General features: G+C 61.0%; 23 protein-coding genes and 2 pseudogenes. 8 read left to right on the top strand and 17 right to left on the bottom strand.

Features of this window, described 5'->3' with window-relative positions; all coding sequences use genetic code 11:
- The first annotated feature begins 108 nt into the window (after nt 1–108).
- The gene (locus AC4D2M_RS16650; protein WP_490892308.1) at nt 109–252 is read left to right on the top strand and encodes a hypothetical protein; all 144 of its coding nucleotides are present in this window, start codon (nt 109–111) and stop codon (nt 250–252) included.
- Nucleotides 253–375: 123 nt separating this feature from the next.
- Here the strand turns inward: AC4D2M_RS16650 and AC4D2M_RS16645 are convergent, their stop codons facing one another.
- Entirely contained in the window at nt 376–813 is a 438-nt protein-coding gene (locus AC4D2M_RS16645) for a VOC family protein (protein WP_490893010.1), read from the bottom strand.
- A gap of 88 nt (nt 814–901) precedes the next feature.
- Nucleotides 902–1,549, bottom strand: a complete 648-nt coding sequence (locus tag AC4D2M_RS16640; protein ID WP_490893009.1) for an isochorismatase family protein — start codon at nt 1,547–1,549, stop codon at nt 902–904.
- Between the two features lie 128 nt (nt 1,550–1,677).
- Between AC4D2M_RS16640 and AC4D2M_RS16635 the strand changes: the two genes are divergently transcribed.
- Together AC4D2M_RS16635 and AC4D2M_RS16630 are read left to right on the top strand one after the other, a co-directional pair.
- Nucleotides 1,678–2,631 (top strand): GlxA family transcriptional regulator, encoded by a 954-nt coding sequence (locus AC4D2M_RS16635; protein ID WP_490893008.1) that lies wholly within the window; start codon nt 1,678–1,680, stop codon nt 2,629–2,631.
- A 111-nt stretch (nt 2,632–2,742) separates the two neighbouring features.
- A complete protein-coding gene (locus AC4D2M_RS16630; RefSeq protein WP_490893007.1) occupies nt 2,743–3,306 on the top strand; it encodes a dihydrofolate reductase family protein in 564 nt (187 codons plus the stop codon).
- An 849-nt stretch (nt 3,307–4,155) separates the two neighbouring features.
- On the opposite strand, the gene AC4D2M_RS16625 is transcribed toward AC4D2M_RS16630, so the two are convergent.
- The 10 genes and pseudogenes from AC4D2M_RS16625 to AC4D2M_RS16580 form a co-directional block, all read right to left on the bottom strand.
- Nucleotides 4,156–4,743, bottom strand: coding sequence for a hypothetical protein (locus tag AC4D2M_RS16625; protein ID WP_490893006.1), 588 nt, complete (start codon nt 4,741–4,743; stop codon nt 4,156–4,158).
- Between the two features lie 247 nt (nt 4,744–4,990).
- Complete coding sequence (locus AC4D2M_RS16620) at nt 4,991–5,470, bottom strand: NUDIX hydrolase (RefSeq protein WP_490893005.1); 480 nt, start codon at nt 5,468–5,470, stop codon at nt 4,991–4,993.
- Between the two features lie 378 nt (nt 5,471–5,848).
- Nucleotides 5,849–6,049 (bottom strand): hypothetical protein, encoded by a 201-nt coding sequence (locus tag AC4D2M_RS16615; protein WP_490893004.1) that lies wholly within the window; start codon nt 6,047–6,049, stop codon nt 5,849–5,851.
- A 1,128-nt stretch (nt 6,050–7,177) separates the two neighbouring features.
- Complete coding sequence (locus AC4D2M_RS16610; RefSeq protein ID WP_490893003.1) at nt 7,178–8,392, bottom strand: ROK family transcriptional regulator; 1,215 nt, start codon at nt 8,390–8,392, stop codon at nt 7,178–7,180.
- A gap of 34 nt (nt 8,393–8,426) precedes the next feature.
- A pseudogene (locus AC4D2M_RS16605) lies at nt 8,427–8,729 on the bottom strand (ABC transporter permease subunit); the annotation flags it as partial.
- A 173-nt stretch (nt 8,730–8,902) separates the two neighbouring features.
- Nucleotides 8,903–10,159 carry an endo-1,4-beta-xylanase gene (locus AC4D2M_RS16600; protein WP_490893002.1) on the bottom strand — a complete coding sequence of 419 codons (1,257 nt, stop codon included), beginning with the start codon at nt 10,157–10,159 and terminating at the stop codon, nt 8,903–8,905.
- Nucleotides 10,156–12,528: a beta-xylosidase/alpha-l-arabinosidase gene (locus tag AC4D2M_RS16595; protein WP_490893001.1), complete on the bottom strand. Its 2,373-nt coding sequence runs from the start codon at nt 12,526–12,528 to the stop codon at nt 10,156–10,158. The genes AC4D2M_RS16600 and AC4D2M_RS16595 overlap by 4 nt, the downstream gene beginning before the upstream one ends.
- Nucleotides 12,529–12,536: 8 nt before the next feature.
- Nucleotides 12,537–13,409, bottom strand: coding sequence for a carbohydrate ABC transporter permease (locus AC4D2M_RS16590; RefSeq protein WP_490893000.1), 873 nt, complete (start codon nt 13,407–13,409; stop codon nt 12,537–12,539).
- Complete coding sequence (locus AC4D2M_RS16585) at nt 13,409–14,404, bottom strand: carbohydrate ABC transporter permease (RefSeq protein ID WP_490893035.1); 996 nt, start codon at nt 14,402–14,404, stop codon at nt 13,409–13,411. The genes AC4D2M_RS16590 and AC4D2M_RS16585 overlap by 1 nt, the downstream gene beginning before the upstream one ends.
- Nucleotides 14,405–14,443: 39 nt before the next feature.
- Nucleotides 14,444–15,742, bottom strand: coding sequence for an ABC transporter substrate-binding protein (locus AC4D2M_RS16580; RefSeq protein WP_490892999.1), 1,299 nt, complete (start codon nt 15,740–15,742; stop codon nt 14,444–14,446).
- A gap of 340 nt (nt 15,743–16,082) precedes the next feature.
- On the opposite strand from AC4D2M_RS16580, the gene AC4D2M_RS16575 reads away from it, so the two are divergent.
- Nucleotides 16,083–17,228: an endo-1,4-beta-xylanase gene (locus AC4D2M_RS16575; RefSeq protein ID WP_490892998.1), complete on the top strand. Its 1,146-nt coding sequence runs from the start codon at nt 16,083–16,085 to the stop codon at nt 17,226–17,228.
- 164 nt (nt 17,229–17,392) lie between these two features.
- Here AC4D2M_RS16575 and AC4D2M_RS16570 read toward each other — a convergent pair whose 3' ends face one another.
- On the bottom strand, nt 17,393–17,545 hold the full coding sequence (locus AC4D2M_RS16570; RefSeq protein ID WP_490892997.1) for a hypothetical protein: 153 nt from the start codon (nt 17,543–17,545) through the stop codon (nt 17,393–17,395).
- A gap of 304 nt (nt 17,546–17,849) precedes the next feature.
- Nucleotides 17,850–18,188, bottom strand: coding sequence for a hypothetical protein (locus AC4D2M_RS16565; protein ID WP_490892996.1), 339 nt, complete (start codon nt 18,186–18,188; stop codon nt 17,850–17,852).
- 194 nt (nt 18,189–18,382) lie between these two features.
- On the opposite strand from AC4D2M_RS16565, the gene AC4D2M_RS16560 reads away from it, so the two are divergent.
- Both AC4D2M_RS16560 and AC4D2M_RS16555 read left to right on the top strand, forming a co-directional pair.
- Nucleotides 18,383–18,718: a PadR family transcriptional regulator gene (locus AC4D2M_RS16560; RefSeq protein WP_490892995.1), complete on the top strand. Its 336-nt coding sequence runs from the start codon at nt 18,383–18,385 to the stop codon at nt 18,716–18,718.
- Complete coding sequence (locus AC4D2M_RS16555) at nt 18,715–19,413, top strand: HAAS signaling domain-containing protein (protein ID WP_490892994.1); 699 nt, start codon at nt 18,715–18,717, stop codon at nt 19,411–19,413. The genes AC4D2M_RS16560 and AC4D2M_RS16555 overlap by 4 nt, the downstream gene beginning before the upstream one ends.
- Nucleotides 19,414–20,224: 811 nt before the next feature.
- Here AC4D2M_RS16555 and AC4D2M_RS16550 read toward each other — a convergent pair.
- The 3 genes and pseudogenes from AC4D2M_RS16550 to AC4D2M_RS16540 form a co-directional block, all read right to left on the bottom strand.
- Nucleotides 20,225–20,662 (bottom strand): hypothetical protein, encoded by a 438-nt coding sequence (locus AC4D2M_RS16550; protein WP_490892993.1) that lies wholly within the window; start codon nt 20,660–20,662, stop codon nt 20,225–20,227.
- Between the two features lie 450 nt (nt 20,663–21,112).
- A pseudogene (locus AC4D2M_RS16545) lies at nt 21,113–21,262 on the bottom strand (integrase core domain-containing protein); the annotation flags it as partial.
- Between the two features lie 342 nt (nt 21,263–21,604).
- Nucleotides 21,605–21,886 carry a hypothetical protein gene (locus AC4D2M_RS16540; protein WP_490892992.1) on the bottom strand — a complete coding sequence of 94 codons (282 nt, stop codon included), beginning with the start codon at nt 21,884–21,886 and terminating at the stop codon, nt 21,605–21,607.
- A gap of 109 nt (nt 21,887–21,995) precedes the next feature.
- On the opposite strand from AC4D2M_RS16540, the gene AC4D2M_RS16535 reads away from it, so the two are divergent.
- Nucleotides 21,996–22,250, top strand: coding sequence for a hypothetical protein (locus AC4D2M_RS16535; protein WP_490892991.1), 255 nt, complete (start codon nt 21,996–21,998; stop codon nt 22,248–22,250).
- 127 nt (nt 22,251–22,377) lie between these two features.
- Nucleotides 22,378–23,868 carry a peptidase M16 family protein gene (locus AC4D2M_RS16530; protein ID WP_490892990.1) on the top strand — a complete coding sequence of 497 codons (1,491 nt, stop codon included), beginning with the start codon at nt 22,378–22,380 and terminating at the stop codon, nt 23,866–23,868.
- The last annotated feature ends 480 nt before the right edge of the window (nt 23,869–24,348 follow it).

The raw sequence follows: 24,348 nt of genomic DNA, 5'->3' as shown, positions 1-24,348 counted from the left end.
CCTGCGGGACCAGCCGCCGGGTTCGGCAGTTAGGGGCAATCGAAGACTGCCCCTAACTGCGGGAGCGCTACGGCCGCCAAGCCTGCCAATGGCCCATAGAATTTCGCCATGACAAGTGATGAAGAGAAGGATCCTCCCGTACCGTCTTACCTAGAGGGAATCTCCCTGAAGCGGGTGCACAACGATCAGGGCGCAGAAGAACACGACACCGACGACATCGATTCCCCACTGTTCAACGGCCCGGACAAATAGACCAGCTTCCCCCCGGCCGCGCCCCTCTCCATGAACACATCGTTCAGAAAGCACCGGCGCCAGATGAGGCAGTCCGTTGCAATCAGGTCCGCGTGGATAGACGCGCTGACGAATTGACTGCGTTCAGCTCTTGTTCAGTTCCTGGGCGAGCATCACAATGATGCCGCTGGGGCCGCGGACATAGGTGAGCTTGTAGACGTCACTGTATGTTGCGACGCCGCGCAACGGGTGGCAGCCGTGCCTTGCGGCAATCTCGAGGGCGTGGTCGATATCGTCGACCGAGAAGGCAACGCGGTGCATGCCGATCTCGTTGGGCCGAGTGGGCTCCGTCTCAATCGCATCGGGGTGGATGTACTCGAAGAGCTCGAGGCGACCGTTGCCGTCTGGTGTCTGGAGCATGGCGATGTTGGCATGGTTGCCGTCGAGACCGACGGCGGTGTCATTCCACTCCCCGCTGACCGTGTCACGGCCAATGACGGTGAGCCCAAGGTCGGTAAAGAAAGCAATCGTCGCGTCGAGGTCGCGGACCGCGATGCCGACGTTCTCGAGTTTGATGGGCATGTGCCACACGTTATACCAAGTCGCGGTGAGCTCTTGGTGGCCGTGAACTGCCCCCCCTCGGGCTCGGCCATGCGCACATTGGTGGCGCTTATGCCGGGGTCGGGACCGCGGTGCGTTCAGCTCCGGCCGCCGCCGAACTGCCCAAGTCGCTTCCCTGCAGCGTTTCCTTCGTGTTCACGGCGTTGGTCCACGCGTCGGTGGTGGCGACGCGCGCCCAGTTTGAATTCAATAGGGTGAGCAGGGTGGTGTGTACGGTCTTCGCATCAACGAAGCCTGCATCATTGGCGAGACTGACTGCCCCGGTCGCGTCGGAGAGCACCTCGGTCGTGAATCCGATCGCTTCGGCTTCAACGGCCGAGGCGAGGATGCAGTTATTGGTCATGTAGCCGGCGAGGGTCACCGTGTCGACGTCGTTCTGCCGCAGCCACTCGGCCAAGTCCGTGCCGGCGTACACGGACCCGTACTGCTTCACGACGCTCTTCCATGCATCCGTGCGGCGGTTCTCGACCTCGGGGTGCAGGGCGAATTCCGCGGTGCCGGGCGCGAAAACGGGAGCTCCTTCACCGGCGGTGTGCTGAATGACCGCGATAGGCATGCCCGCTTCAGCGGCCGCATCGATGGCCGCTGCTATACGCGGCAGGGACTGCTGGTGTGGCGGGTACTGGATCTCAAAGATGCCACTGAAGTACTGCTGCTGGACATCGACAAGGATGAGGGCGCGACGCGGGGTAGCCATGATTCAAATCTCCTGGGTAGTGGTGTCAGGCGGAGGACCGTAGATCAATCCTCCCGTGAGACGTCGGGCGCGAACAGTGGCACAACGGCACATATACGATGAATTCAGGCCAAAGATAGGAGAGCCCCTTGCAGATCGCCGTATACGCCTTTGACGGCGTAACGATGTTCCATCTCGCCGTGCCGCAGATGGTGTTTGATGAGGTCGCCCGGCAGGGGCTTGCAGGGTGGTCAACGGTGCTCTTCTCGGACCGGCCGGGCTCGGTCCGTACAGCGGAGGGCTACGAGCTAGCAGGTGTACAAGGACCAAAGGTTGCAGAGGATGCTGACGTCGTGGTGGTGCCGTCATGGTTTGACGACGGCCGCCCGATCAGCACTGCTTTGCAATCCGCGCTGCAAAATGCGGGTGCACGCAACACCGCAGTCCTCGGACTGTGCCTCGGCGCGATCGCCGTGGCGGACGCTGGCCTGCTCGTCGGCCGTAGGGCCGTCACCCACTGGCAAGCGTTCACCACTATGGCCGTCCGACACCCGGACATCTCCCTCGATCAGTCCGTGCTGTATATCGACCACGGTGACGTCCTCACCTCAGCAGGGACTGCATCAGGGCTGGACGCATGCCTACATATCGTGCGTGACCGTCTCGGAGCAGGCGCCGCTAATCAAGTGGCACGCAGTCTCGTTGTCGCGCCACACCGTGAAGGTGGACAGGCGCAGTACATCGAACATCCAGTCCCAGAGCGGTCCAGTGACGATCCGATCACGTGCCTCCTTGAATGGTCGCTAGCCAATCTTCGGGAAGCACTCACAGTCGAACGGCTCGCTGATCAAGCACACATGAGCCGCCGCACCTTCGTCCGTGCATTCCGCTCGAAAACAGGAACAACACCGGCAGCCTGGGTCCGAGTTCACCGGCTCGATGCGGCCCGGCGACTCCTGGAGACCACGGACCTGTCCATAGAGCAGATCGCGACCGACTGCGGTTTCGGGAATGCCGTAACCCTTCGCCAAAACTTCGGAGCAGCCTTCTCAACCACTCCCACCGAGTACAGGCGCCGATTCACCACACGCCCGAGCATCTGAGCGCCGCAAGGGCCGCGTTGGACTAACCCGAGAGACGGCACGGCGAGGGATCCTTTCCCAGGGGAGCATCTGCTCTGTACAACGAATACCGCCTCACGGGAGACTGACGCCATGCGCAACCTGACCTTCGGCATGAATGTGAGCCTGGACGGTTACATCGCCGCGCCCGGCGACAATCTCGGATGGAGCGTACCGAGTGACGAGTTGTTCCAATGGTGGTCGGACCGGGTGGGAGCGACGGGCCTGGCGTTGTACGGGCGCAAACTGTGGAAGACGATGAGCTCCCACTGGCCGACCGCCGACCAGCAGCCCGACGCCACACCTGCGCAGATCGAGTTCGCCCGCCGCTGGCGAGACATGCCGAAGATGGTGTTCTCCTCGACGACCAGCACGGTTGACTGGAACACCCGCCTGGTCACCGGCGACGCGGTCATCGAGATCACGCGGCTCAAGGCCGACGACGGCGGCTCAATGGACATCGGCGGTGCCACACTCGCCGCGGCGGCCATGCGGGCCGGTCTGATCGACGAGTACGCGATCGTCACCCATCCGGTCCTGTTGGGCGGCGGCACGCCGTTCTTCACAGCCCTGGGCAACTGGGTGAACCTGAGCCTGGTGGAGACCCGGACGTTTCCTAACGGTGTGCTCCTGACCAGATACGTGACCAGGCGCTGAGTGCCCGGCTTCGGATCAGCGCCGACTTCGCGTCACCCAAGGGGATAGGGATCGACTGGATTTACCTCGGCGGCTGCTCTTACTAGTGCTTCACGCTTTGACGTGTTTGTGGAAGAGCGCCATCAAGAGTCCAGGTGAGGGTAGAAGTGATGGAACGACGACGTCCGCTAGGCACGAGCGTCAGACCCACCCCAAAAGAGCTCGGTGAAGGATCCTTTCGGAGGCCAAGCGCGGACCGCCTCTGACAGGATGTTGACATGCGGATATCAGGGGCCATAACAGCAGCGCTCGTTATGCTTACTGCCGTAAGCGGATGTTCCGCTCCTCCGGCGGTCACGGCATGCCCAGCAATAGCTCACTCAACGGTAATTCCTGTCGAAATAAGCGGATCCCGCGCTAGCTCAGTGGCCGCAGTGAAGCTCTGCTCCGATGAAGAAGGCTGCTCGAGCGGAGTGCCTATTCGGCCACCACAACAACAAACCGCCACGCCTGTACCTTCGTCTCCACCAGATACTTTTGCGACGCCTGCACCCCAACAATGGCAACTTACTGGGCTCTTCTCTCACTTCATCACTTCGCGCATCAGTGAGGAGAATTGGGAGATCCAAACCGGCATGGTTCAACCTGCTGAAGTCACAGCACAAGCTCTCGACGCCAGCGGAACAATCCTGGCGAGGACCGAAGCAACCCTGGAATGGACAAGGATCGGTGGATCTGAAGAGTGCGGAGGACCCTCGCGTTCCACCCCAGTCCGTCTCGATACGAATCAATAAGCGTCAGCGCAAAGAGTGCACCAACAAGCCACCAATGTCCGCTGAGGACTCGGATCCGATTGACGTTTTCCCCGTCTCAGGCGGGCGTTACCGTTCCGAATTCCACTTTGACGGGGCATCCGAACGTTTCAGCATAGGTACGTTCCAAGCTGTCGATGTCGCTCTTTGACTCAAGCGACGGATCCAGCAGTAGCTCAACGCTCGACCCATCAGGCGTCAGGGCGAAAGCCTTGATTGCTGGATCGGATGTGAACAGCTCCTTACCTTTCGCTCGCACCTCTCCGGGCGAACAGGCGGTGGCTTCAACCGCAATCTCTACATCAGGAAAGCGCCCTAGGAGGTTCTGCAACCGAGAATCGACGGGACCGTCCCAGTGAACGACGATCTTCTTCCCACCAATGACTTCTACAGAGGCGAGTCGGTCGTCGTCTTGCAGCGCTCCGCTTAACTCGCTCGCCGCATGCGCGACCTGCTCATTGGCTGGGGAGCCCTCACCCAGTTGCAGCGAGTGCGGATCCTCAGGGGAAGGACCCTTTTGGACCTCAGATGTTCTCGGAGTCTCCGGGGGCGGGCTGGGCGGTGCTGAACCGGCCGCCGCACACGATGTCGCACCTAAGACAACACCTGCCAGCAGAAAACGTCCTAGCTTCACACTCCACCCCATGTGCTTCCATCAGGCCTATCTTCATACGGTAGCCCAGGCCAGTAAGAGGATCACGGGATCGGAAGGCGCGATGAGGGATCGAGATCGGTCTTGCTGCCCGAGGAACCGAGTCTTGCTAAGGTCCGCTATATGAGCGATTTCGACAAGGACGAGGAACCTGTGGAAAGTCTCCCACCTGTGCCGGCGCTCCTGCCTAGCTCTGCTACCGCCCAGTGCGGAGAACAATGTCGTCTGAAAGCTGCCCCGCTCAGGACCCGCCCAGCTTCCCAAGGTACTCGGCAAGGGCATCGAGGATCGGTACCTGCCCCTTCGCCAGTTTCCTGCGCGCCTCGGACTCTCTGAACCATCTGGCATCGTCGATTTCGGGATACTCCCGCACAACACCGGAACCCTTCGGCCATTCCAGCGGAAACGTGTTGCTGGTGATGTGCTCTGGCTGGAAATCCGATTCGGCGGCAAAGGCGGTGATGACCTTCCCCGAAGGCTGGCGGAAAGCGCCCAGCTCAAGGTAGTCCGCCTGAGGCGCCGGCGTCCCGATTTCTTCGGCGAACTCCCGCAGCGCGGCCACCAGAGGGTCCTCCGCGTCGAGGTATATTCCCTTTGGAATTGTCCAGGCGCGGGTGTCCATGCCGGTCCAGTGGGGGCCACCGTTATGGGCGATCCAGACCTCCAAGTGCCCTTCTGGGCTCCGCCGGTACAGCAGAATGCCTGCGCTGCGAACTGTCATACGCCCTCCACATCCCTAGGCTATAGAGATTGCGGGTTCTTGTCCTGCGGTGGCGGCATCCTGTCGGTCCGTGCGCGGTGGTGCACACCCCCTGTTCTTCAACTGGAGACGAGTACACGTCTTTTGCTACGTACCGCGTCCGTGGACGTGGACGTGGTCGGAGTCGCCATTCGCCGAACACATCAGTTGGATCCCCTGCGTGCTGGACGATCTGTCGGAAGATTTCCCGTTGGGGATCACTAGGTTGTTCCCTGAACCCCAATCCTAGGTGCGCCTCAGGAGACGCCTGCCGATCCCTCAGCGGTGGGGCCCGCTGAGGGATGGAAAAAATACGGTCCGGGGGACCTACTTGGACTTCCGCGCTTCACCCGAGGGCATTCAGGAGCGCATCCGATCCCTCTTCTTCAGAAAGGGGTAGGCAATGAGCCAGGCCATAGCGATGACGACTCCCGCTCGCGCGCTTCCCCAGACAGTGTTTTCCGGCGTGAGGACTGCACCCACGACGACAGCCGTAAGGACCATGGCAATGGCCGCGGCGAAGAGCGCCGCCCCGACCAATAGTCTCTCGAACCTTTTCACGGTTATCCCCCAACGTTTCCACTTTCGGCTGGGTACAGCATAACGAAGACGCTAGTTGATCACGCTTCGTGCGAGAGCATAAAAATCTGATGAAGAGTCAGGGCCGCCGGCGAAAAATAGAGTACAGCAGCCGTGATGTCGTCCAAATGAGAAAGCCAGCCAAAGCGATGTGAAGTATGAGGAGTGCCACTGCTTCATCGCGTGAGTAGGGGATAAGAGATGACTGAATACTAAGGGACCCTCGCTGAGGGTACTAGCTGGTGGAACCGCACGTCCCGTAGGAACAGAGAGATACGGGTTCGTGCCTGATTCGAAGGCAGCTTTGAGCAGGATGCTGATAAGAGGCGGAGGGTTCTGACGTGAAGACGACGAAAAGATAGCGGCTCATGGTCTCGCTTGGTTTATGGGCGTCCTTGCAGCCGCCGCTGTCCTTACTATCTTCGAGGTCCCGGCGAGAAGAAGCTATTGGTCCAGCTTGGCGATGATTGCTGCACTGATGTTGACCATGGTCGTCGCTTCATGGGTACGGAACGAAAAGCCAACGAGGGGTCTCGGGCTTGTAGCGATAACGCTTGCCCTGGTCATTCCGTCGCTCGTTCTCCTATTCGCCTTCGGGCCGGGCCATGCGGTGGGCGCTCTAGCTGGCGGCCTCACGGTGGCGCTTATCTTTACCTGGTCATATCTCGCAGGTAGAGACGAGCATCATCAGCTTGCTGGTCCGGCCAAGCAAGACTGGCCAATTCGGAATACTTGCGGCCGAAGCGTTGTGCGTTGAGGGATCCGCTCGTGGGGCCTCTGGGCTGAACCTAGTCAAGTCGCTGCTGTGGCGAGGTGCTTTCGGGGCTGCTTCAAATCAAGCCAAGGATTTGAAAGTAGGTCTACCGACAACATCGTGATGCCGGCTATCAGAATGAAGGCACAGAGAAGGACGTAAAACTGCGACAAGCCGGACGCAATTTGCTCCTGCCGTGTGTCCTGCGAACGGAGGAACGTGGCGATGATCAACGCTTGGCGTTCGGCGATTTTGCTTCTGAGGACGAACCACACAATAGCGAACGCTATGAAGAACAGACCCGGAACCAATTCATCTCCTCTGTTTAGGAAGTAAATAAGGGCTCGAGGGAAGGTTTAGGCCGTCCCGGCGGGGTCAGCGAGAAGCTGGGCAAATGCCAGCTCGGCGGCGCCAACCAATAGCAATTCGGACCCGAGAACCGTCCTTTTGATCTTGACGTCCGCTCCGAGTCCCCCGATCGTCTCCCCGGCCACGGCCGAGATAAGGCGCTCGGGGTCCAGGGAGAAGATAGAGCCCAGAAACCCGCCGAGCACGATCATTTCGGGGTTGAATATGTTGACAAAATTCGTCAGTGCCACCGCAAGGAGGTCGATCTGCCGTTCAACTTCCTTTTGTAGCTCCCGGGATGGAGGCTCGGCAATGGCCCGCTCCAGCTCGTCCTGATCCGCCCGGGCAAGGCCGAGCGGGGCGAGCAGCCGTTCGAGGCGGACTTCGGCATCCAAACACCCGGACCTTCCGCAATGGCACTTTTCCCCGTTGGTTCGCACCAGAGTGTGTCCAAGTTCGCCGGCAAAACCTGCAGAACCCCGCAAAGTCCTGGCTCCGGAAATGACGCCACCGCCGATGCCGCTGGCGCTTCCGTTCAGATACACTACGTCCGAGATCCCTACGGCGGCCCCGTAAATACTTTCGGCGAGCGATCCCAGAGTGGCATCATTCCCGGCACGCACCGGACGGGCCAGGGCTTGCTCAAGGAAGGCCGCCAGGGGCTCATCGGCCCACTGGAGGTGCGGTGCCAGTAGTATCTGCCCGTCGGACGATCTGACGAGTCCAGGAACGGCAAGCCCAACGCCTGTAATCCGATCCATGGCGTCCAGGTCGGCCTGCATTCCTTCTACAATCGCCCGGCTGATGTTCACTGTTTCCGTTACGGAAGGTTGCGTGGCGGCCTCATAACGAATCCTGCGATGAACGTGACCGCCGAGGCCGACAAGCCCGACGGTCACGGCATCTACATCTGGATTAATGGCTAAGGCCGCGACCTTTTCGTTGGGATGAACGAGGGGGCTTGGCCGTCCGACACGCCCTATGGCAGGCGGTTCTGTTTCGTAGGCAAGCCCGAGGTCCCCGAGCTCGGCGACAAGGGCGCTTATAGTTGAGCGGTTCAACCCCGTCCGCTTCGTCAGGTTGGCACGCGACAGCGGTCCTCCCCTGTGGAGCAGGCCCAAAATCAACGACAAGTTGGTGCGCCGGATCGTGTCCGTGCTCTGGAGCGGCGCCGCCTTGGTTCTTCGCGTACCGTCCAGCTTGGTCAGCTGTGAAGCCGTCAACCCTATGCCTCTCGAAATCAGTTGTAGTCGCTGCTCATCTTCCCCCGGAACGGCGCTTGTTGAAAATACCGAAGGCGACGGCCAGCAGAAGCACCAGGCCCTTGATGGCCATTTGCCAGGCGGCATCGACGGAGAGAATCGACAGGCCCATATTGAGCACGCCCATAACGAGGCCTCCGATGACCGCCCCGATGATGGTTCCTATTCCGCCCTGAACCGCCGCACCGCCGATGAATACCGCTGCGATGGGATCCAGCTCATAGTTCTGCCCGGCAGAGGCGACAGCACCGCCCGCCCGGGCCGTGCTGACAACACCTACCAGTCCCGCGCAGAATCCCGCGGATTTTCGCGGTTCTCATCATTACAAGCCTATGCGCTGGTACGGATAAGTACGGGCTGACAAGTGGTTGAACCAGCGCCCCTCAGCGGGTCGACGTCCGATCGTGGTGAGTGCAACTCCCCCAGACGAACGGTGTCACTACACGCGGCGTTGGTCCGCCGTCGGTCAGGTCAGCGGAATCGGACGGTGGCCGTTTCACGCCCCCGCGAGAGCGAGACCGGTGCACTCTGCCCGTCGCGCTTGATCACGTAATCACCGAAGAAACCCGTGATCGACAAGCGTGCGTCATGATCCGTGCGCATCGTCGTTCGCGGCAGCCACCATTCGCCCTTAATCAGCGACCGCAGTGCGTAAAACGAGGGTTTCGGCGTGCCGTCGGCGCGAACAAATCCGCCCGGCGCACCGAGCCACGCTCCGTCGTCGGTGAGCCCCCAGTACGTGATGGCCTGCACGGCCGGGTGGCCCACGAGTGAGCGATAGTGGCGGACGATCTCGTCCGCTTGCCTAGCCTCTCCCTCGGGCGTCGATGGCCAGGATGGGATCTGATAGTCGTTGAGGTCGACGACCTCCGGCGGCATGAGGTCCCCCGACAGCAGAGTCGTCTCGGTCAGATGGAGGGGCAGCCCGAAGCGGGCGAATCGGTCGATCATCGCGAGCATGGTCTCTTCTCCCCAATACCCCTGATGCATGTGCGTCTGCAGGCCGATCGCGTCCACAGCAATCCCCGCCTCAAGCACGCCCTCGATCAGAGCTTCGTAGTCGCTCGACAAGTCGAAGTCGTTCAGGACGAGCGTCGCCGAAGGGTTCGAGGCGCGAGCTTCCTCGAACGCGAGCTGAATCATGGGCACGCGACCAATGCTCTGCGCAAGCCGGGTGATACCGTTTTCCTCTGCAGTGAACACGGGCATGATGACGACTTCGTTGATGGCGTCCCACGTGTCGATGACCCCAGAGAAGTCGGTCACCTCGCGTCGGATCCTCTCGCGTTGCAGCCGCTCGATCTCCGCCACCGGTAGACCGGTGAGCCACTCGGGCGCGAGCGTGTGCCAGGTAAGCGGATGCCCCTTCACCGTCACTCCGTGCTCAGCGAACCACGAGGCGGTCCGGAGAAGCCTTCGGGTGTCAGGCTTGCCGCGGGTCGGCTCGAATCCTCGCCAGTAGAACGGAAGGGTCGCAGTGTTGAAGAGATCGAGCCACATCGTCTCGAGCTCCGGCAGGCCGGCGAGCCCTGCCCCGCCGAAAACGGGCTCCGCCGCGGCATTCTGCTCGGTCTCCCCATTGGCGAGCGGGATGAAGTCGAAACCGATGTTGCCGAAGGCGAAGTCATGACGCTGCTGTTCGACGGTGACATCCGCGTTGCGCACAGGGTTGCCAACGGAGTCCAGCACGGTGACCTGCGCGGTCACCCGGCGGTGATCGACACTCATGAGGCGCTCCGTGCGATCTCGTTGAAACTCGGGTGGAAGGCCCGGTCGAAGCCCACGACGCGGGCTTCACCGGAGAGCTGCACCGAGTGCGTGATCCGTATGTCGGTGCTCGACGCTCCGAGACCAAGGACGATCTCTCCCGGTTCGACGACCCGCTCGCCGTTTCGGCCGGTGAAGCCGGTGACATCTGCGGGAACGTGTATCGAGAGCTCGACGGATTCGCCCGGCTTCAGGTCAACGCGCTGATAACCGACCAGACGCTGCACCGGGCGCACTACTGACGCGACCGGATCGTGGACGTAAATCTGGACTATTTCTGTCCCAGCACGGTCCCCGGTGTTGCGGAGACGGAGGCCGAGGGTCGCCGTGCCGTCGACTCCGACCGTACCCGGACCGTGCTCGCCGGCGCTCCAGTCAAAGGTCGTATACCCGATCCCGTGCCCGAACGCGAAGACCGCGGTCGGGTCGATGCTCGACACTCCGTTGGAGCGTGCCAAGGGAGCGGCCAGGTATGTGGACGGCTGCGTTCCCTCTGAGGCCGGGATGCTGACAGGCAGGCGTCCGCTCGGATTGACCCGGCCGGAGAGGATGCCGACGAGCGCGGCGGTTCCTTCTTCTCCTGTGAAGAACGCTTGCACGATCGCGCTGGCGCCCGTGACAGCGGATCCCAGCGCGTACGGTCGTCCAGCGAGCAGGGTGACGACGGCAGGAGTCGATGTTGCCAGGACGGCGTCGAGAAGGTTTTGTTGGGCACCGGGCAGGCGGAGTGACTCGACGTCGCAGCCCTCACCGCTCGTGCCGCGGCCAAAAAGCCCGGCCCGGTCGCCGAGGGCGACGATGACGACGTCCGCCCGCGTCGCAGCATCCACCGCTGCGGAGATCCCGGCGGTTTCTCCTCCGTCGATCGTTGTGCCTGGCACGTATTCGATGTCGGCTTCAGGAAACTCGATGCGGAGACTATCCAGCAGGGTAGGCAATTCGATACCGAGGGGTGTGTCAGGATGCTGCACGCCGACATGCGCAGGGAACGAGTAGCAGCCGAGAACGGCGAAGGGGTCGTCGGTCGTCGGCCCGACGACAGCAATCCGGCGCGGGGCGGCGAGCGGAAGGGTCCCGTCGTTGTTCACAAGCACGATGGACTGTTCGGCGATCTCGCGGGCGACCGCCCGATTGCCGGCGTTGTCCAGGTCGATGGTGCCGCGGATGCCTTCCGCGTTGTCCACGTCGACGTCCCGCAACGCTTCGGGCGTGGCATCCCAGTCAGGATCAAGCAGTCCGAGTTCGACTTTCTGGCGCAGCACACGCCGGAGGGCACGATCTATGACCGCCTCGGGCAGGTCGCCCGACCGGACCGCTTCAGCCAGCGGCGCACCGAAGGTCTTCACCGTCGGCAGTTCGACGTCCACGCCCGCAGTGAGCGCGAGAGCAGCGGCCTCGCCCCACGAACCCGCGACGCCGTGAAGCAGTTTTAGGAAGGCGATCCCGAAGTAGTCGGCCACGACGGTGCCGTCGAAACCCCAGGTGTCGCGCAGGACTCCGGTGAGCAGCGACTCGTCAGCCGCGGATGGCACGCCGTCGATGTCGGTGTAGGAGTGCATGACCGAACGCGGCTTGCCTTCCCGCATGACCATTTCGAACGGGACGAGCAGCACGTCAGCGAGTTCACGCGGACCGACCGAGACCGGCGCGAGGTTACGGCCGGCTTTCGACGCCGAGTATCCGACGAAGTGCTTGAGAGTTGCGACGATTCCTGCGGACTCGAGGCCACGGACGTACGCCGTTCCGATGGTGCCGATGAGATACGGGTCCTCACCGATGGTCTCTTCGACGCGACCCCAGCGGGCATCCCGCACCACGTCGAGCACCGGGGCAAGGCCCTGGTGGATGCCGACCGAGCGCATGTCGGACCCGATGCGGTGTGACATCCGCTCAATGAGCCCCGGATTGAACGAGGCACCCCAGGCGAGGGGCACCGGATAGGCGGTCGCCCCCCAGGTGGCGAAGCCGGCAAGACACTCTTCATGCGCAACAGCCGGGATGCCGAACCGGTTGGATGCCGCGATCCGGCGCTGGCTGCGGAGGAGGGACAGCGCCCCGAGCGCCGGGTCGACCGGAGCCGAGCCGAACGGCCGAGTCAACTGGCCGAGCCCGTTCGGCAGGAGCGCATCGAGGTCGACGACGTCGTCCATGTCGTTCTGATGCGGGGCAACGTCCCCGCCCTCGCTGGACGCACCGACCCAGACGCCGAACAGCTGGGCGATCTTCTCCTCGAGCGTGAGCTCGGTGAGGAGTGCTTCGACGCGGTCGGAAGCGCATGCGGTGACGTCGTGCCATGCCGGCGTGGTCGTCGTGGATGTTGTGGTGCTCAAGGAAAGTCCTAACCTTTGACGGCGCCGGTGAGTCCGCCGACGATGCGACGCTCGAACAGCGTGAAAAATATCAGTGCCGGAATCATGGACAGTGAGGTGAAGGCGAGTACCTTCGCCGTGTCCACCGAATACTGCGAAGCGAACGCCTGAACACCGAGCGGCAGGGTGTACGTCGCCTGGTTACTGAGGATGAACAGCGGCAGAAGATAGCTGTTCCAGCTCGCCACGAAAGCAAGGATGCCCGTCGTCACCACGCCCGGCAGCGACAAAGGAACGACCATCCGGAAGAAGAAGCCCAGCCGGCTGGTGCCGTCGATCGACGCAGCCTCTTCGATTTCATCGGGGATGGCCTTGAGGAACGGCACCAGGATGATGATCGTCACCGGCAAGCCGAAGGCGATCTGCGGGAGAATCACGCCAGCCAGGCTGTTCATCAGGCCCAGGTCCCTGACGAGGATGTAGAGCGGCGTGATCGCCACGGTCATAGGGAACATGAGCCCGGCGGCGAACAGTGAATACATCGCTCCACGACCGGCAAACGTGTATCGCGCGAGAATGAAGCTCGCCATCAGGCCTAGCACCACCACACCGATGGTCGTAGCGATCCCGGCAATCGCCGAGTTGCCGACCTGCTGCCAGAAGGTCGGGCTCGCGAGCACCTCAGCGTAGTTGTCGAAATTCCACGGGTTCGGGAATCCCGCGGGCGAATTGGTGATCTGCGAGTTGTCGCGGAACCCACCGAGGATGATGTAAATCACGGGTCCGAGACAGAGTGCGATGAAGACAAACGCGATGAAGTAGGTCGCCGGGCTGCCCCATGGCTGGCGGTCACTCGGTCGACGCTTTTCGCGCGTAAGAGTGGGAGCTTCGAGAACAGTCATCACTTCTTTCCTTCCGTGAGGGCACCGGCGGTGTCGCGTTGGAGAACGAACCGCTGGTAGATCAATGCGATGACGAGGGAGATCAGGAACATGACGACGGCGACAGCACTGCCGTAGCCGAAGTTGCCCGATGTGCGTCCGTTGGCCACCATGTAGGTGGCCATGGTCGAGGTACCGGCAGTCGAGGCGACGTACTGGCCCCAGATGATGAAGACCAGGTCGAACAACTGCAGCGAGCCGATGATTGACAGGAACGCCCAGATCCGCACGGTCGGCCCGAGGAGCGGCAGCGTGATGGTGCGCTGGGTCTGCCAGTAGCTGGCGCCGTCGATCGCGGCCGCCTCAAACAATTCGTCTGGGATGCTCTGCAATCCGGCGAGGAAAAGGATGACGGCGAAGCCGATGTACTTCCACGAGATGATCACCATCAGGGACCAGATGGCGATGTTCGGATCAGAGAGCCAGTCTGCCTGGAAAGCTCCCAACCCGATGCTTTCGAGCAGCCCATTAACGGCGCCGGATGTCTGCAGCATGAGACCCCAGCCGATCCCGACGATGACCTCGGAGATGATGTACGGGACGAAGATGAGGACGCGGATGAGCGAGCGGCCACGGATCTTCCGGTTGAGCAGGAGGGCGAGGCCGACCGCAATGGGGCCCTGGATGACCAGGGAGAGCACGAGGATGAACCCGTTGTGGCGCAGCACGTCGTGGAACGCGCTGTCCTGAAAGATGATCAGGTAGTTTTCGAAACCGACGAAGTCGGTGGCTGGCCCAAAGCCCTTCCAGCGGAAGAAGCCGTAGTAGCCGGCGAGGACGACCGGGAAGATGACGAAGCCGACAAAAACGACGATCGCCGGCCCGGCCAGAAGCATGATCTCGAGGCGCTTGCGCCAGTCCGTTGGACGCCGTTTGGGCCGCGGTGCGGCAGGGGACGACGCGCGAACGCCGTCCCCTGCCGTTACCGTGCCCTGCGGCGGCTGCTTGTCGGTCATCAACGGAGCACCCACGGCAGGTTCAGTCATTATCTGCTGCTATCCCTTTGCTGCTGCGTCGTTCACGGCGGAGACGATGTCTTCAGCTGTGCCCTGACCGGCGAACATGTCGACGACACCCTTGTTCAGCGCGTTCCCGACGTTCTGGCCGAACAGGGTGTCCAGCCAGACCATGACGTACGGTGCGTCGTTGTACGCCTGAAGGATCGACTGGAGCGCCGGGTCAGTGACAACCGCCTGGGCATCCTGGTTGGCGGGGAGAGTCTGGAACGCCTCCGCGTAGGCCTCCTGATGTTCCTTCTGCATGAAGAAGTTCAGGAACGCAGTGCACTCTTCCTTCGGGGCCTGAGCGGAGCAGGTGAAGCCGTCGACGCCACCCATCATGGCGCCCTCGGCGCCTTCGCCTCCGTCGACCTCAGGGAACGGGAACCAGCCAAGGTCAGGCAGCGGCTTCTCGTCGGGGGTCAGCGATGCGATGACACCTGGGTTCCATGCGCCCATGAGTTCCATTGCTGCTTTTTGATTCGCAAGGAGACCCGCAGAGCTGCCTGCTCCCTGCTGCGCCGATGTGGTGAGGAATCCGTTGTTGAACGGTTCCGTTTTCACGAACTTCTCCAGCTCCTTTCCGGCCTCGAGCCAGCATGGGTCGTCAAACTGCTTCGACTCGGCCGCTTCGTTCATCGCGTCCTGCGAGCATGCCCGCAACGCGAAGAAGTAGTACCAGTGCGCTGCCGGCCACGCATCCTTCGCGCCGACGGCGATGGGGTCGATTCCTGCACCCTTGAGCTTCTCAGCAACGGAACCGAGCTCGTCGATGGTCGTCGGTGTTCCTTCGACGCCCGCTTCGGCGAAGAGGTCTTGGCTGTAGAACATGCCACCAGGCAGCACAGCGGTCGGCATTCCGTAAATCTTGTCCTCGACCTCGAAGGCGCTCAATACACCTTCGGGCACAGCGGCCCTGGTGGCGTCGTCGATGGAATCCGTGATGTCCATGGCCTGTCCGGCCGCAACGACATCCGCAAGCTTGCCGCCGCCGCGCGCCATAAAGATGTCGGGTGCATCGCCGGAGTTCAGCGCCGTCTGGAGCTTCCCGTCCATCTCCTCGTTCTGGATGGACTGCATCTCAATCGTGACGCCAGGGTTTGCCTCCTCGAACGCTGCGACCGTCTTCTCCCAGTACGCTTTGCCAGCACCCGTCGTCGAGTTCTGCCAGAACGTCATGGTGACGTCGCCACTTTCTGATGCTCCATCGCCGGAGCCACACGCTGACAGGCCGCCGAGAGCGACTGCTGTCGCCACCCCAACGGTCAGCAGCTTCCTGGTGCTGTGCTTGTTCATCCTTGAACGCCTCTCGAAAGTTTCGACATTTGCGTCGAAAGTTGTTGGTATGGTGTGAGCCTAAACACTGCCCCGGTGAAACGCAAGAGTTTTCCGGCAACAAATAGAGATCCTCGCAACAAATGCGTGCCGGGTGCCCGTTGACTCGTCAATCGACTGTCACGACGATCTGCAGCTCGCTCCGCGATCCGGTCCGGTCCTGTTCTCACAACCGCACCCAGTCCCTCGCGGTGGTGGCAGAAATATTTGTTGACAGCCACAACTTATCTGGCTAACTATGGGTAGGGGGAGGAAGATGCCAATCGACCCGCCCGCCACGCCCTCATACAAAGGAGTATTTATGCGCACAACTCGTCCCCTACTCGCCAGCGTCCTGGTGCTGGCCTCTGTGGTGATCGTCCCGAGCACCGCCTTCGCTGCTCCAGCTCCGCCGTCACACCCGAAGGCGTCAGAGCACTCGTCCGTCATCAGTGAGAACAGCCTGCGCACCCTCGCCGACGACGCCGGCATCAAGATCGGCGTTGCTGTGAATGCCGACCTGCTGGAACAAAACGGCAAGTACCGCAACATCGTCAACACCCAGTACTCCAGCGTCACCGCCGAAAATGTGATGAAGTGGGAGGCCCTGAACCCGGCTCCCGGCGTGTACGACTGGGCCGCGGCGGAGGCGCTGATCGCCAACGCCGAGGCGAACGGCCAGGTCGTACGGGGGCACACGCTCGTGTGGCACAACCAGCTGCCCACCTGGCTCACGACGGGGGATTACAGCGCCGAGGAGCTGCGCGTGATCCTGGAGAACCACGTCCGGACAGTCGCCGGGCACTTCTCGGGCGACATCCAGCAGTGGGACGTCGTCAATGAGATCTTCAACGACGACGCCGAGGGTAGCTTCCGCGAGACCATCTGGTACCAGGCATACGAGGAACTCGGCCTGCCGGGCGAGCAGTACGTCGCCGACGTATTCCGCTGGGCGCACGAGGCCGACCCGAATGCGCTGCTCTTCTACAACGACTACAACCTGGAGTTCACTGGCCCCAAGAGCAACGCCGCGTATACCTTCGTGCAGGAACTGCTCGCGGACGGGGTGCCGATCCACGGTGTCGGCTTCCAGGGGCACCTCGACACGCAGTACGGCTACCCTGACCTGCGCAACAACCTGCAGCGATTCGCCGACCTGGGTCTGGAGGTCGCGTTGACTGAGGTCGACATCCGGACCTACGTCGCCCAGAAGCCGAACGGCACCTACACCAACACCCCGGTGGACCCTGCCGAGGCCGACCAGCAGGTTGACTGGTGGGCACAGACCCTCGAGGACTGTCTCGCGGTTGAGGCGTGCAACTCGTACACGGTATGGGGCGTGTCGGACGCGAATTCCTGGATCCCCGGCTGGTTCACCGGCCAGGGCGCAGGCCTGCTGTACGACATGTACAACAACCCGAAGCCACAGTACGAGGCGCTGCGCGAGGTTCTGCGCGACGCAGCCTGACCAACACCCGATTCCTGCTCCGGCGGCGTCACGTCGCCGGGACAGACGAGGGGCACGTCCTTTTGGACGTGCCCCTCGTGCCTCGTCGGCATGGCCAATACATGACCTTGGTCTCGACCCCACTCCTTCCCATTGGCCCAGCATGACTCCGGCCGCCCGCTTAATCAGCGTCGCGGCCGTCCGCCGCTAGGTATGCGTGTGTATTCATCGACATCGACGCCCACCGCGACGAGTTTCGCGCGCTCATCTTCAACCAACGCGCGGAGCAACAGCTCGTAATTGCTCAGGGGCGCGAGAGATTCGGTGTCAGTACCCACCGAATCTCTCGCTTGTCGACGTCGACAACACTCCACTCTGACAACTTTGATCCACGACTCACGAGCGTCGACCCTTACGTGAAATGTTTCGTCACCCTGCTTGCCGAGGACCTCCGTGCTCAACTGAGCGATACCTGGGCTGCCGGTCATCGAGCCGGAAGGGTATTTCACGATCGTGCCCGGCGAGACGCACTAACCCGCCCACCATTCGGTATACGAGTCACTGTGGGTGAGATCAGCTGGCGGAAGTGAGTTCGCAGACCCATCCGGCCCTCGGTGTCCACGGTGATGTCCCCGCCGGCGGTCATCCCGCCGGACACCGTTCGCCATGCCGCATCCAAGGTCCCGGCGTGCCCCGCGAGCAGACTCGGGCTGCTCCGGCAGCAGCAAAGCGCCCAGCGCCGGGCCCTTCGCGTTCTCCCACGCCGGCCCCGACAGTAGCCGGGTCCGGGGATCTGACCAGGGGTCGGAGGTGGCCGCGAAGATGTCGCCGGTGCTTGAGCGCGGTGTGGAATTTCTCCAGAACGCAGAACACGTAGGCGTTGCGGTCCACCGTTTCCTCGGGCCTGCCGACGGGGAATACCAGCTTCTGCCACCAGCCCTTCGGCACCACCGACAGGTCGACCTTGCGCGGTGCAGGCATCGCTCGCACCATGTTGCAACTTCAACGTGAAGGACGATTGCTTTTCGCAGCAGCAAACCAGAACCATCGACCGGTCGCAGAAGGCCCGCACGAGAAACGGCACGGTGAGGGATCGGATCGGACTCCCTACTGTTATCCGACGATGACTACTCCACCCTGTTCTATACCTTGTGTCACGTTGTACTATGCGGTACATGGTAACCACCGAACGCGTACTCACGAGTCTTCGCAGAGGACTGGTTGAGTTCTGTGCCCTCGCAATATTGCGGGACGGTCCCACCTACGGGCTGGACATGGCCCGCCGCCTCGAAGCTGACGGACTGATTGCGGGAGAGAGCACGCTATATCCGCTGCTCGCACGCTTGTTGACCTCCGGGCTCGCGGAAAGCGAATGGCAGGAATCGGAAGCTGGACGACCCCGAAAGTACTACACCCTCACCCCAGCAGGTCGCGACGCTCTCGAAGTGTTCGAGAACTCGTGGATCCCTCTTCGGAACGCAGTAGATCGCACCCTCAGGAGACCATCGTGACGCACAACGAACTTCCCGCCGAAGCAGTAGCCTGGCTCGCCGCAGCTGAGCAAACTCTTCGACGTGCATCGGCGGAGCAAACGGCTGAGATTATGGATGGCTTGCGCTCCCACATCACTGAGGCGCTTGCACGCGGAGAAGCCGTTGACGACGTACTGACGCGCCTGGGCCCGCCGACGGATGTCGCAGATCCGGTGCGCGAGGAGATTCCACGGCGACGCCCCGACATCGGGCCCGCCCAGGTGCGATCGACCGCTTCGCCGGCACGTCAGGGGATCAGGGGCTATATGACTGCAAAGCGCACAGCGCAGATCATTAGTTTCGCCCTGGCGCTCCTAGCCACTGCAATCATCTCGCTGCGCACGGGGTATGTCGGTTCCACCATTGATCCAGACACCGGTGAAGTCATCAGCACAACCACGCAGCTCGTGCTGTTCAATATGGACCCCAAAATCGCAGTAACACTCATCGCAGCACTTCTCCTGACGGCCGTACCGCCCTTCGTACGGGGACGCAGAATGCCACTAACCACTGCTTGCGTCGCAGGCATCATGACCATCCTGGCGATTACCACCACAATATGGATTGTCGGATGGTTCATCCTCCCCGCATCCATAGCAGCGGTCATAGCCGCAACTATCCCCATCGCCCCCCGAGAGCGACGCGCATTTCGCCAACAACCAGCAGGCGCCTAAGTAAACAGCCGCCCTCAAGTCACGGACGAGCACGGTGGAGGATCAGCTTTCGCCGCACGTCGCGAATCCAACTGATATCAGCGATGTCCTTGTTCTGCATTCTTTCTCACAACTATCGACACAATCACAGCCACAGCCACGACCGTCGGAAGTATCCACAACTGCGAGCCGGAGGGCAGGAATCGGGACAGCAGCACTCCCACAAAAGCAGCCGAGACAATGAGGGCAACCGAGCCAATGACGATCGTCCTCCACGAGAGTCTCGTCATCCTCACAACCTAACTGGCGGATCACTAATTTGACTGAAACCGCTCGAAAAAGGGCAAACATAAGGATCAGCTTGCGACTGTACGGTAAGGGATCGCCTACTGGGACGATTTCTCGAGGGCCTGCTTGACCTAGAGGGAAAGAGCTGGCGTCATAGTGGCTGGAATTAGTGGAAGGAACTTGGCGGCATGAACGGTGGAAGTACAACGCGAAGGAAGCTTGGGTCTAGCTTCACGATCCTCGGAGGTTTACTCGCCTTCAGCGCCCTAATAGCGCTAAGCACGGGCACTGGAACGTGGTTTGTTTGGCAGATCGCGATCGGTCTCGCGCTGATCGCAACAGGCGCCCTGCTCTATGCCGTGGACGCGAGAGTGCGCATTCAAAACACTAGAGAATGAGCCCTGAATCTATGTCACTGACGCGGAGACCATGCCTGTTTCCGTTAGCAAAGAGGCGTGCGGTGGAGGATCCTCTAGTTGTACTGACCGGAGACGTTAGTCGACCGCGAGGATGACCGGGATGCGTTTTGCGGAGGAAGAATCGCCTAACTCCGCCTCCACATGTTTAGCCACGAGCACGCTCGCGGCATGGGCGTTCGACGGGCGAAATGCATGTCCTCTTCGGTCTCGAAGTAGTTGATGACGCCGCGCGAAAAAAGGAAGAAGCTCTTCCATGAGCTATCGAAGCCGTCCTCTCTCCACTCGAACCTCACGCCCACATCTCTGATGAACACCCCGGTGACGTACCCAGTCAGTCGACTGCGATCCGCCGACAAAAACCCGATGCCTGCCGTTGGGTGCAGGAACGTTCCGAGATCGGCGAGCTCTGCCAGCATCCCAAGCTTGGCGAAGCCGAGGTGAACATCCGGCATATCAGGCGCGCCGTCGAGAAAGGAGCGCATCGAATCCGGAACATCGAAGCCATCGGCGACCATTCGACACCCGAAGTGCTTGGTGAAGTAGCGGGCCAAGTCGACGCGCAAGGTTGCTGCTCCCGCTCCATAAAGCTTAGGGAAGTCTAGAGATTGCCTGCCCGACAAGCCTCCGGAAGCCACGAACTGGCTGTACTTGTCATAGGCCCGATCAAATGGCTGTGAGTCAGCGTTGTTGCAGGCGAAGCACAAGGAGGGCGAGAAGGTCAAGACACCATGACGGTCACGGCCGATGGCCTTCTTCCCGCCGATGTGTCGAGGTCCGCCATCTCCGAACCAGTAGAGCCCTCCGTCGTCCCAGAGGGCCTTGAGGTCACTGGCCTTGTACTTATGCTCTCGACTATCTGCCGGACGTCGCCGACACCACCAGCAGACCCCATCGGAGCCAGCCGCAAGCGATCGATCTCCTCGCCAGACGCCCAAGGCTGAAGCTCGTTCATGCTTCTATCGTGTCATCGGGGGAACGGTCCTGCTCCAGAAACCATCGGCCGCTGTCGCCAGCTATGTGGGCTGGAAGGTCAACTGTGAGATTGGCGGCTGATTGCCGCAGGCGGTATGCGGCCGGTGGTGGTTGTAGTTGCGCAGCTAGCCTTCCAGCTCGCCGCGTCGTTCGGTCTCGCTGGTGTAGTAGCGGGCGTAGGCCCATCCGTTTTTGGCCGGAGCAGGTAGATTTTGCGAAAAGTGCTTTTTGGTGGCTTGCGATGACCGTTCGTAGTTGGTGAAGGACTTATGGATCTTGAAGTTTTTGTGAGGCAGGCCAGGCTGTGGAACCGGGATCCCGGTCCCCAGCACGATGCGCTGGTGAAGAAGCTCAGCTCTGAGAGAGCTGACATGATCATTGATCTCTTCGGGCAAGCCCAGCGCAGCGCGTCCGAGTTGTTCATCCAATGGGAGGCTAGGCCCGAGCCTCAGGCACTCTTTGCGGCAAAGACCGTTGAACCGGCCATGAGTAACCCGGCGACCCCGCAGGACTTTGACCCCGCAGCCCCTCCACTACTGGGCAGGATGAATGAGCCGCAGCCCTTCAGCTACGAGCAGTGGCTGAACGGCTGGTGCCTGTACCAAGTCCTCGTCGGCAATGTCCCACCGCCCGATGGACACTTTCTCGAGCAACCGGATCGGCCTGCAATGTTCGACTTCTTCGAGGGCATGATTGGGAACGGACTCCCAAATGCCTTCGAGGAAGCCTATGAGCGCAACACCAACACACTGTGGCCCCTCAAACCCCGTGAAGACGAACCGCGCTTCCTCGAATATGCAGAACAGCTTGAACATGCTCCTCACCGGGTGCAGTTATATCGGGCAACCATGAGAGAAGTCGCCATGGACATCAACGCATCCGAAGCGTGGCGGCAATGGTGGCTGAGCGGGGCCCCTACGGGCAGTGGAGTTCGGGATCGCCGAAAGTCGCGCCATGTACCCCGGCGCTGCAGCTATGCACACTGGACAGGAACCAACGTCCACGCGCATGCGCAAGAAAGGTCTCAGGATCATCGGCCACATCACGCCGAACCTGAACCGGATACTGCAAACGGATGAATCAGACATACCGAAACTCGTACTAGCGGACCTGACCATACTGCTGCAAAAGGTTCACCAGAAATACGCTTTCACCGGGCAGATGCCCGCTGCCAAATAGAAGGGCCACGCCCACCCACTGATCAGCGGGCATTCCCTTTCAGAAGGTGCGCTGAGGGATCCGCTTCCTGGTGAGAGCGGGATGTCGTGGTCATTTCGCCGCCGTGTCTGCTGAGAGAATTCGATTTATGCTGCAGAGGGTCGAGAGCACTAATCACAACGGTATCCAGTCGTATTGGCTGGATATGCAGCGTCGTATATGTGCGGGCACATTGGTCTTCGGGGTCGGACTCCGCGATGAACCTGTTGCGCTGGCCGGCATCACGCATTTGATCGAACACATCGTGTTGCGTCGCGTTCAACCGATTACCGTGCGCCATGGAGGAAGCGTGGATACGAACACTACGGAGTTCCACGCCTCCGGCAAGCCGGATGCAGTAGCTGCCTTCTTCAACAGGATCGCTGAAGTCCTTTCCGATTTCGCTGCCCTCACAGAGGACGACCTTGCGCTGGAGAAAGCGTCCATCCAGGCGGAGAACCCATGGGCATTCCAGAACCTATCCGCCGGGCTGCTGACCTACCGATTCGGAGCCCAAGGACTTGGGATCGGTCAGATCGGCGTCCCAACGCTATCCGCTATCACTGCAGATGAGGCTACCGATTGGGCGAAAAGCTGGTTTTCCAGCGCGAACGCCGCCCTGACTTTTGTCGGCCCCATGCCAGCTGCTCTTGATGTCCGGCTGCCCTCTGGCAGTCCAACAGTCCGCGACGAACCGATCCCGGTTATCACAGAGCCGACGTTGGTCATGTCATCGAAGGTAGGCATCGCCCTGTCCCTGATCGTCCCTATCCGGCAAGGTGCGCTCCTGGCCAGCGCGATGGACTACGAACTGCGGAAGCGGCTGAGCCACGACCAGGGGTTGATCTACTCGGTTGATCCAATTATCACCGTCCTCGGCAGAGAGGCCGTGCAGCTTGATCTTGTGCTCGATCCGATTGTGGAGAACACCCGCAAGACTCTGAACGCCGCACTCGAAGCCCTGAACGACATTGCCGCGTCCGGGTTCAGTGCTCATGCGGTCGAGTCCGCCCACAACGATTACGTTATTGATCTTGCCTGGGATGAAACCGTGCCAACGGAATATCTGGACCAAGTCGCCATCGACGGACTCTTCCAAAGAAAAACGCCTACACGCGAGGAACTGCTCGCCCTAGCAGACGAAACGGGGGCAGCGGCCCTTACCGCGACACTGAAGGCCAGCCTGAAGACCTTGGTCATCGCAATGGACAGCGACGTCAAACCCAAGAAGAAGAAGTGCCGAGACGCAGGTCTAACGATCGACCCATATGAAATCTGGCAAGACCATGACACAACCGACCCACAATCGGATCAAACTGGCCGTCAATCAAATGTGTGGCCGAACAGATCGAATAAGAGCGTTCTGCAGCTCACCGAGACGCATCTGATGAAGCACCGAAGCTCCAAAACAAAGGCCATCAAATTGACAGATGTCGTCCTGGTCGGAGACCGCAGCAGCGGGGGAATCGCTCTACTGGACAGTCGAGGACGAAGCACCGAGCTCGACGTCCACCAATGGAAAAACAGTAAGAAACTCCGACGCGCCCTACTATCCGCCTTTCCGCCCGAAATGATCCGCGCCTTCCCAGAAGCATGGTGATCGCACTGTGCGCCGTGCGTTAGGCCTGGCCGAGGAAGGGCACGGTGGGGGATCCTCCACCGTGCGCTTTCTCGGGAGGGTCTAACGGACAAGTCTTCCCCTGAGAGCCTTGATTCCGTTTGGGTCATTCCTCATACCGGTCTTCTAGACGAAGGGCAGAAGCCAGCTTAGACCGATAAGGATGAGCACGATGCTGAAGACCACCCAGGCTACTTCGAGTAACCGTCGAACCGTCGCGAGGTGGCTCTTCATTGGTTTTAGCCCTTGGATAGATAGGAGCTGAAGTTTGATGAACCGTTCCCTGAAAAGGAACAGGCCTAGTCCAATGAGTACGACTACAACCCCTGCTATCACTTCCTGGGTCGTGGTCATTTGCCTTTCGCTGGGGAGGGTCAAGAACTGTCGGTGACGGTCGAAAAGTGAGCCATTGTGACGGTTGAAAACTGAGCCACCTGTTCCAAACGATTGGGTGGGTGATCA

It is taken from the genome of Arthrobacter sp. TJ-270 (genome assembly GCF_058269075.1).
This window is presented reverse-complemented; position numbering and strand designations above follow the sequence as displayed.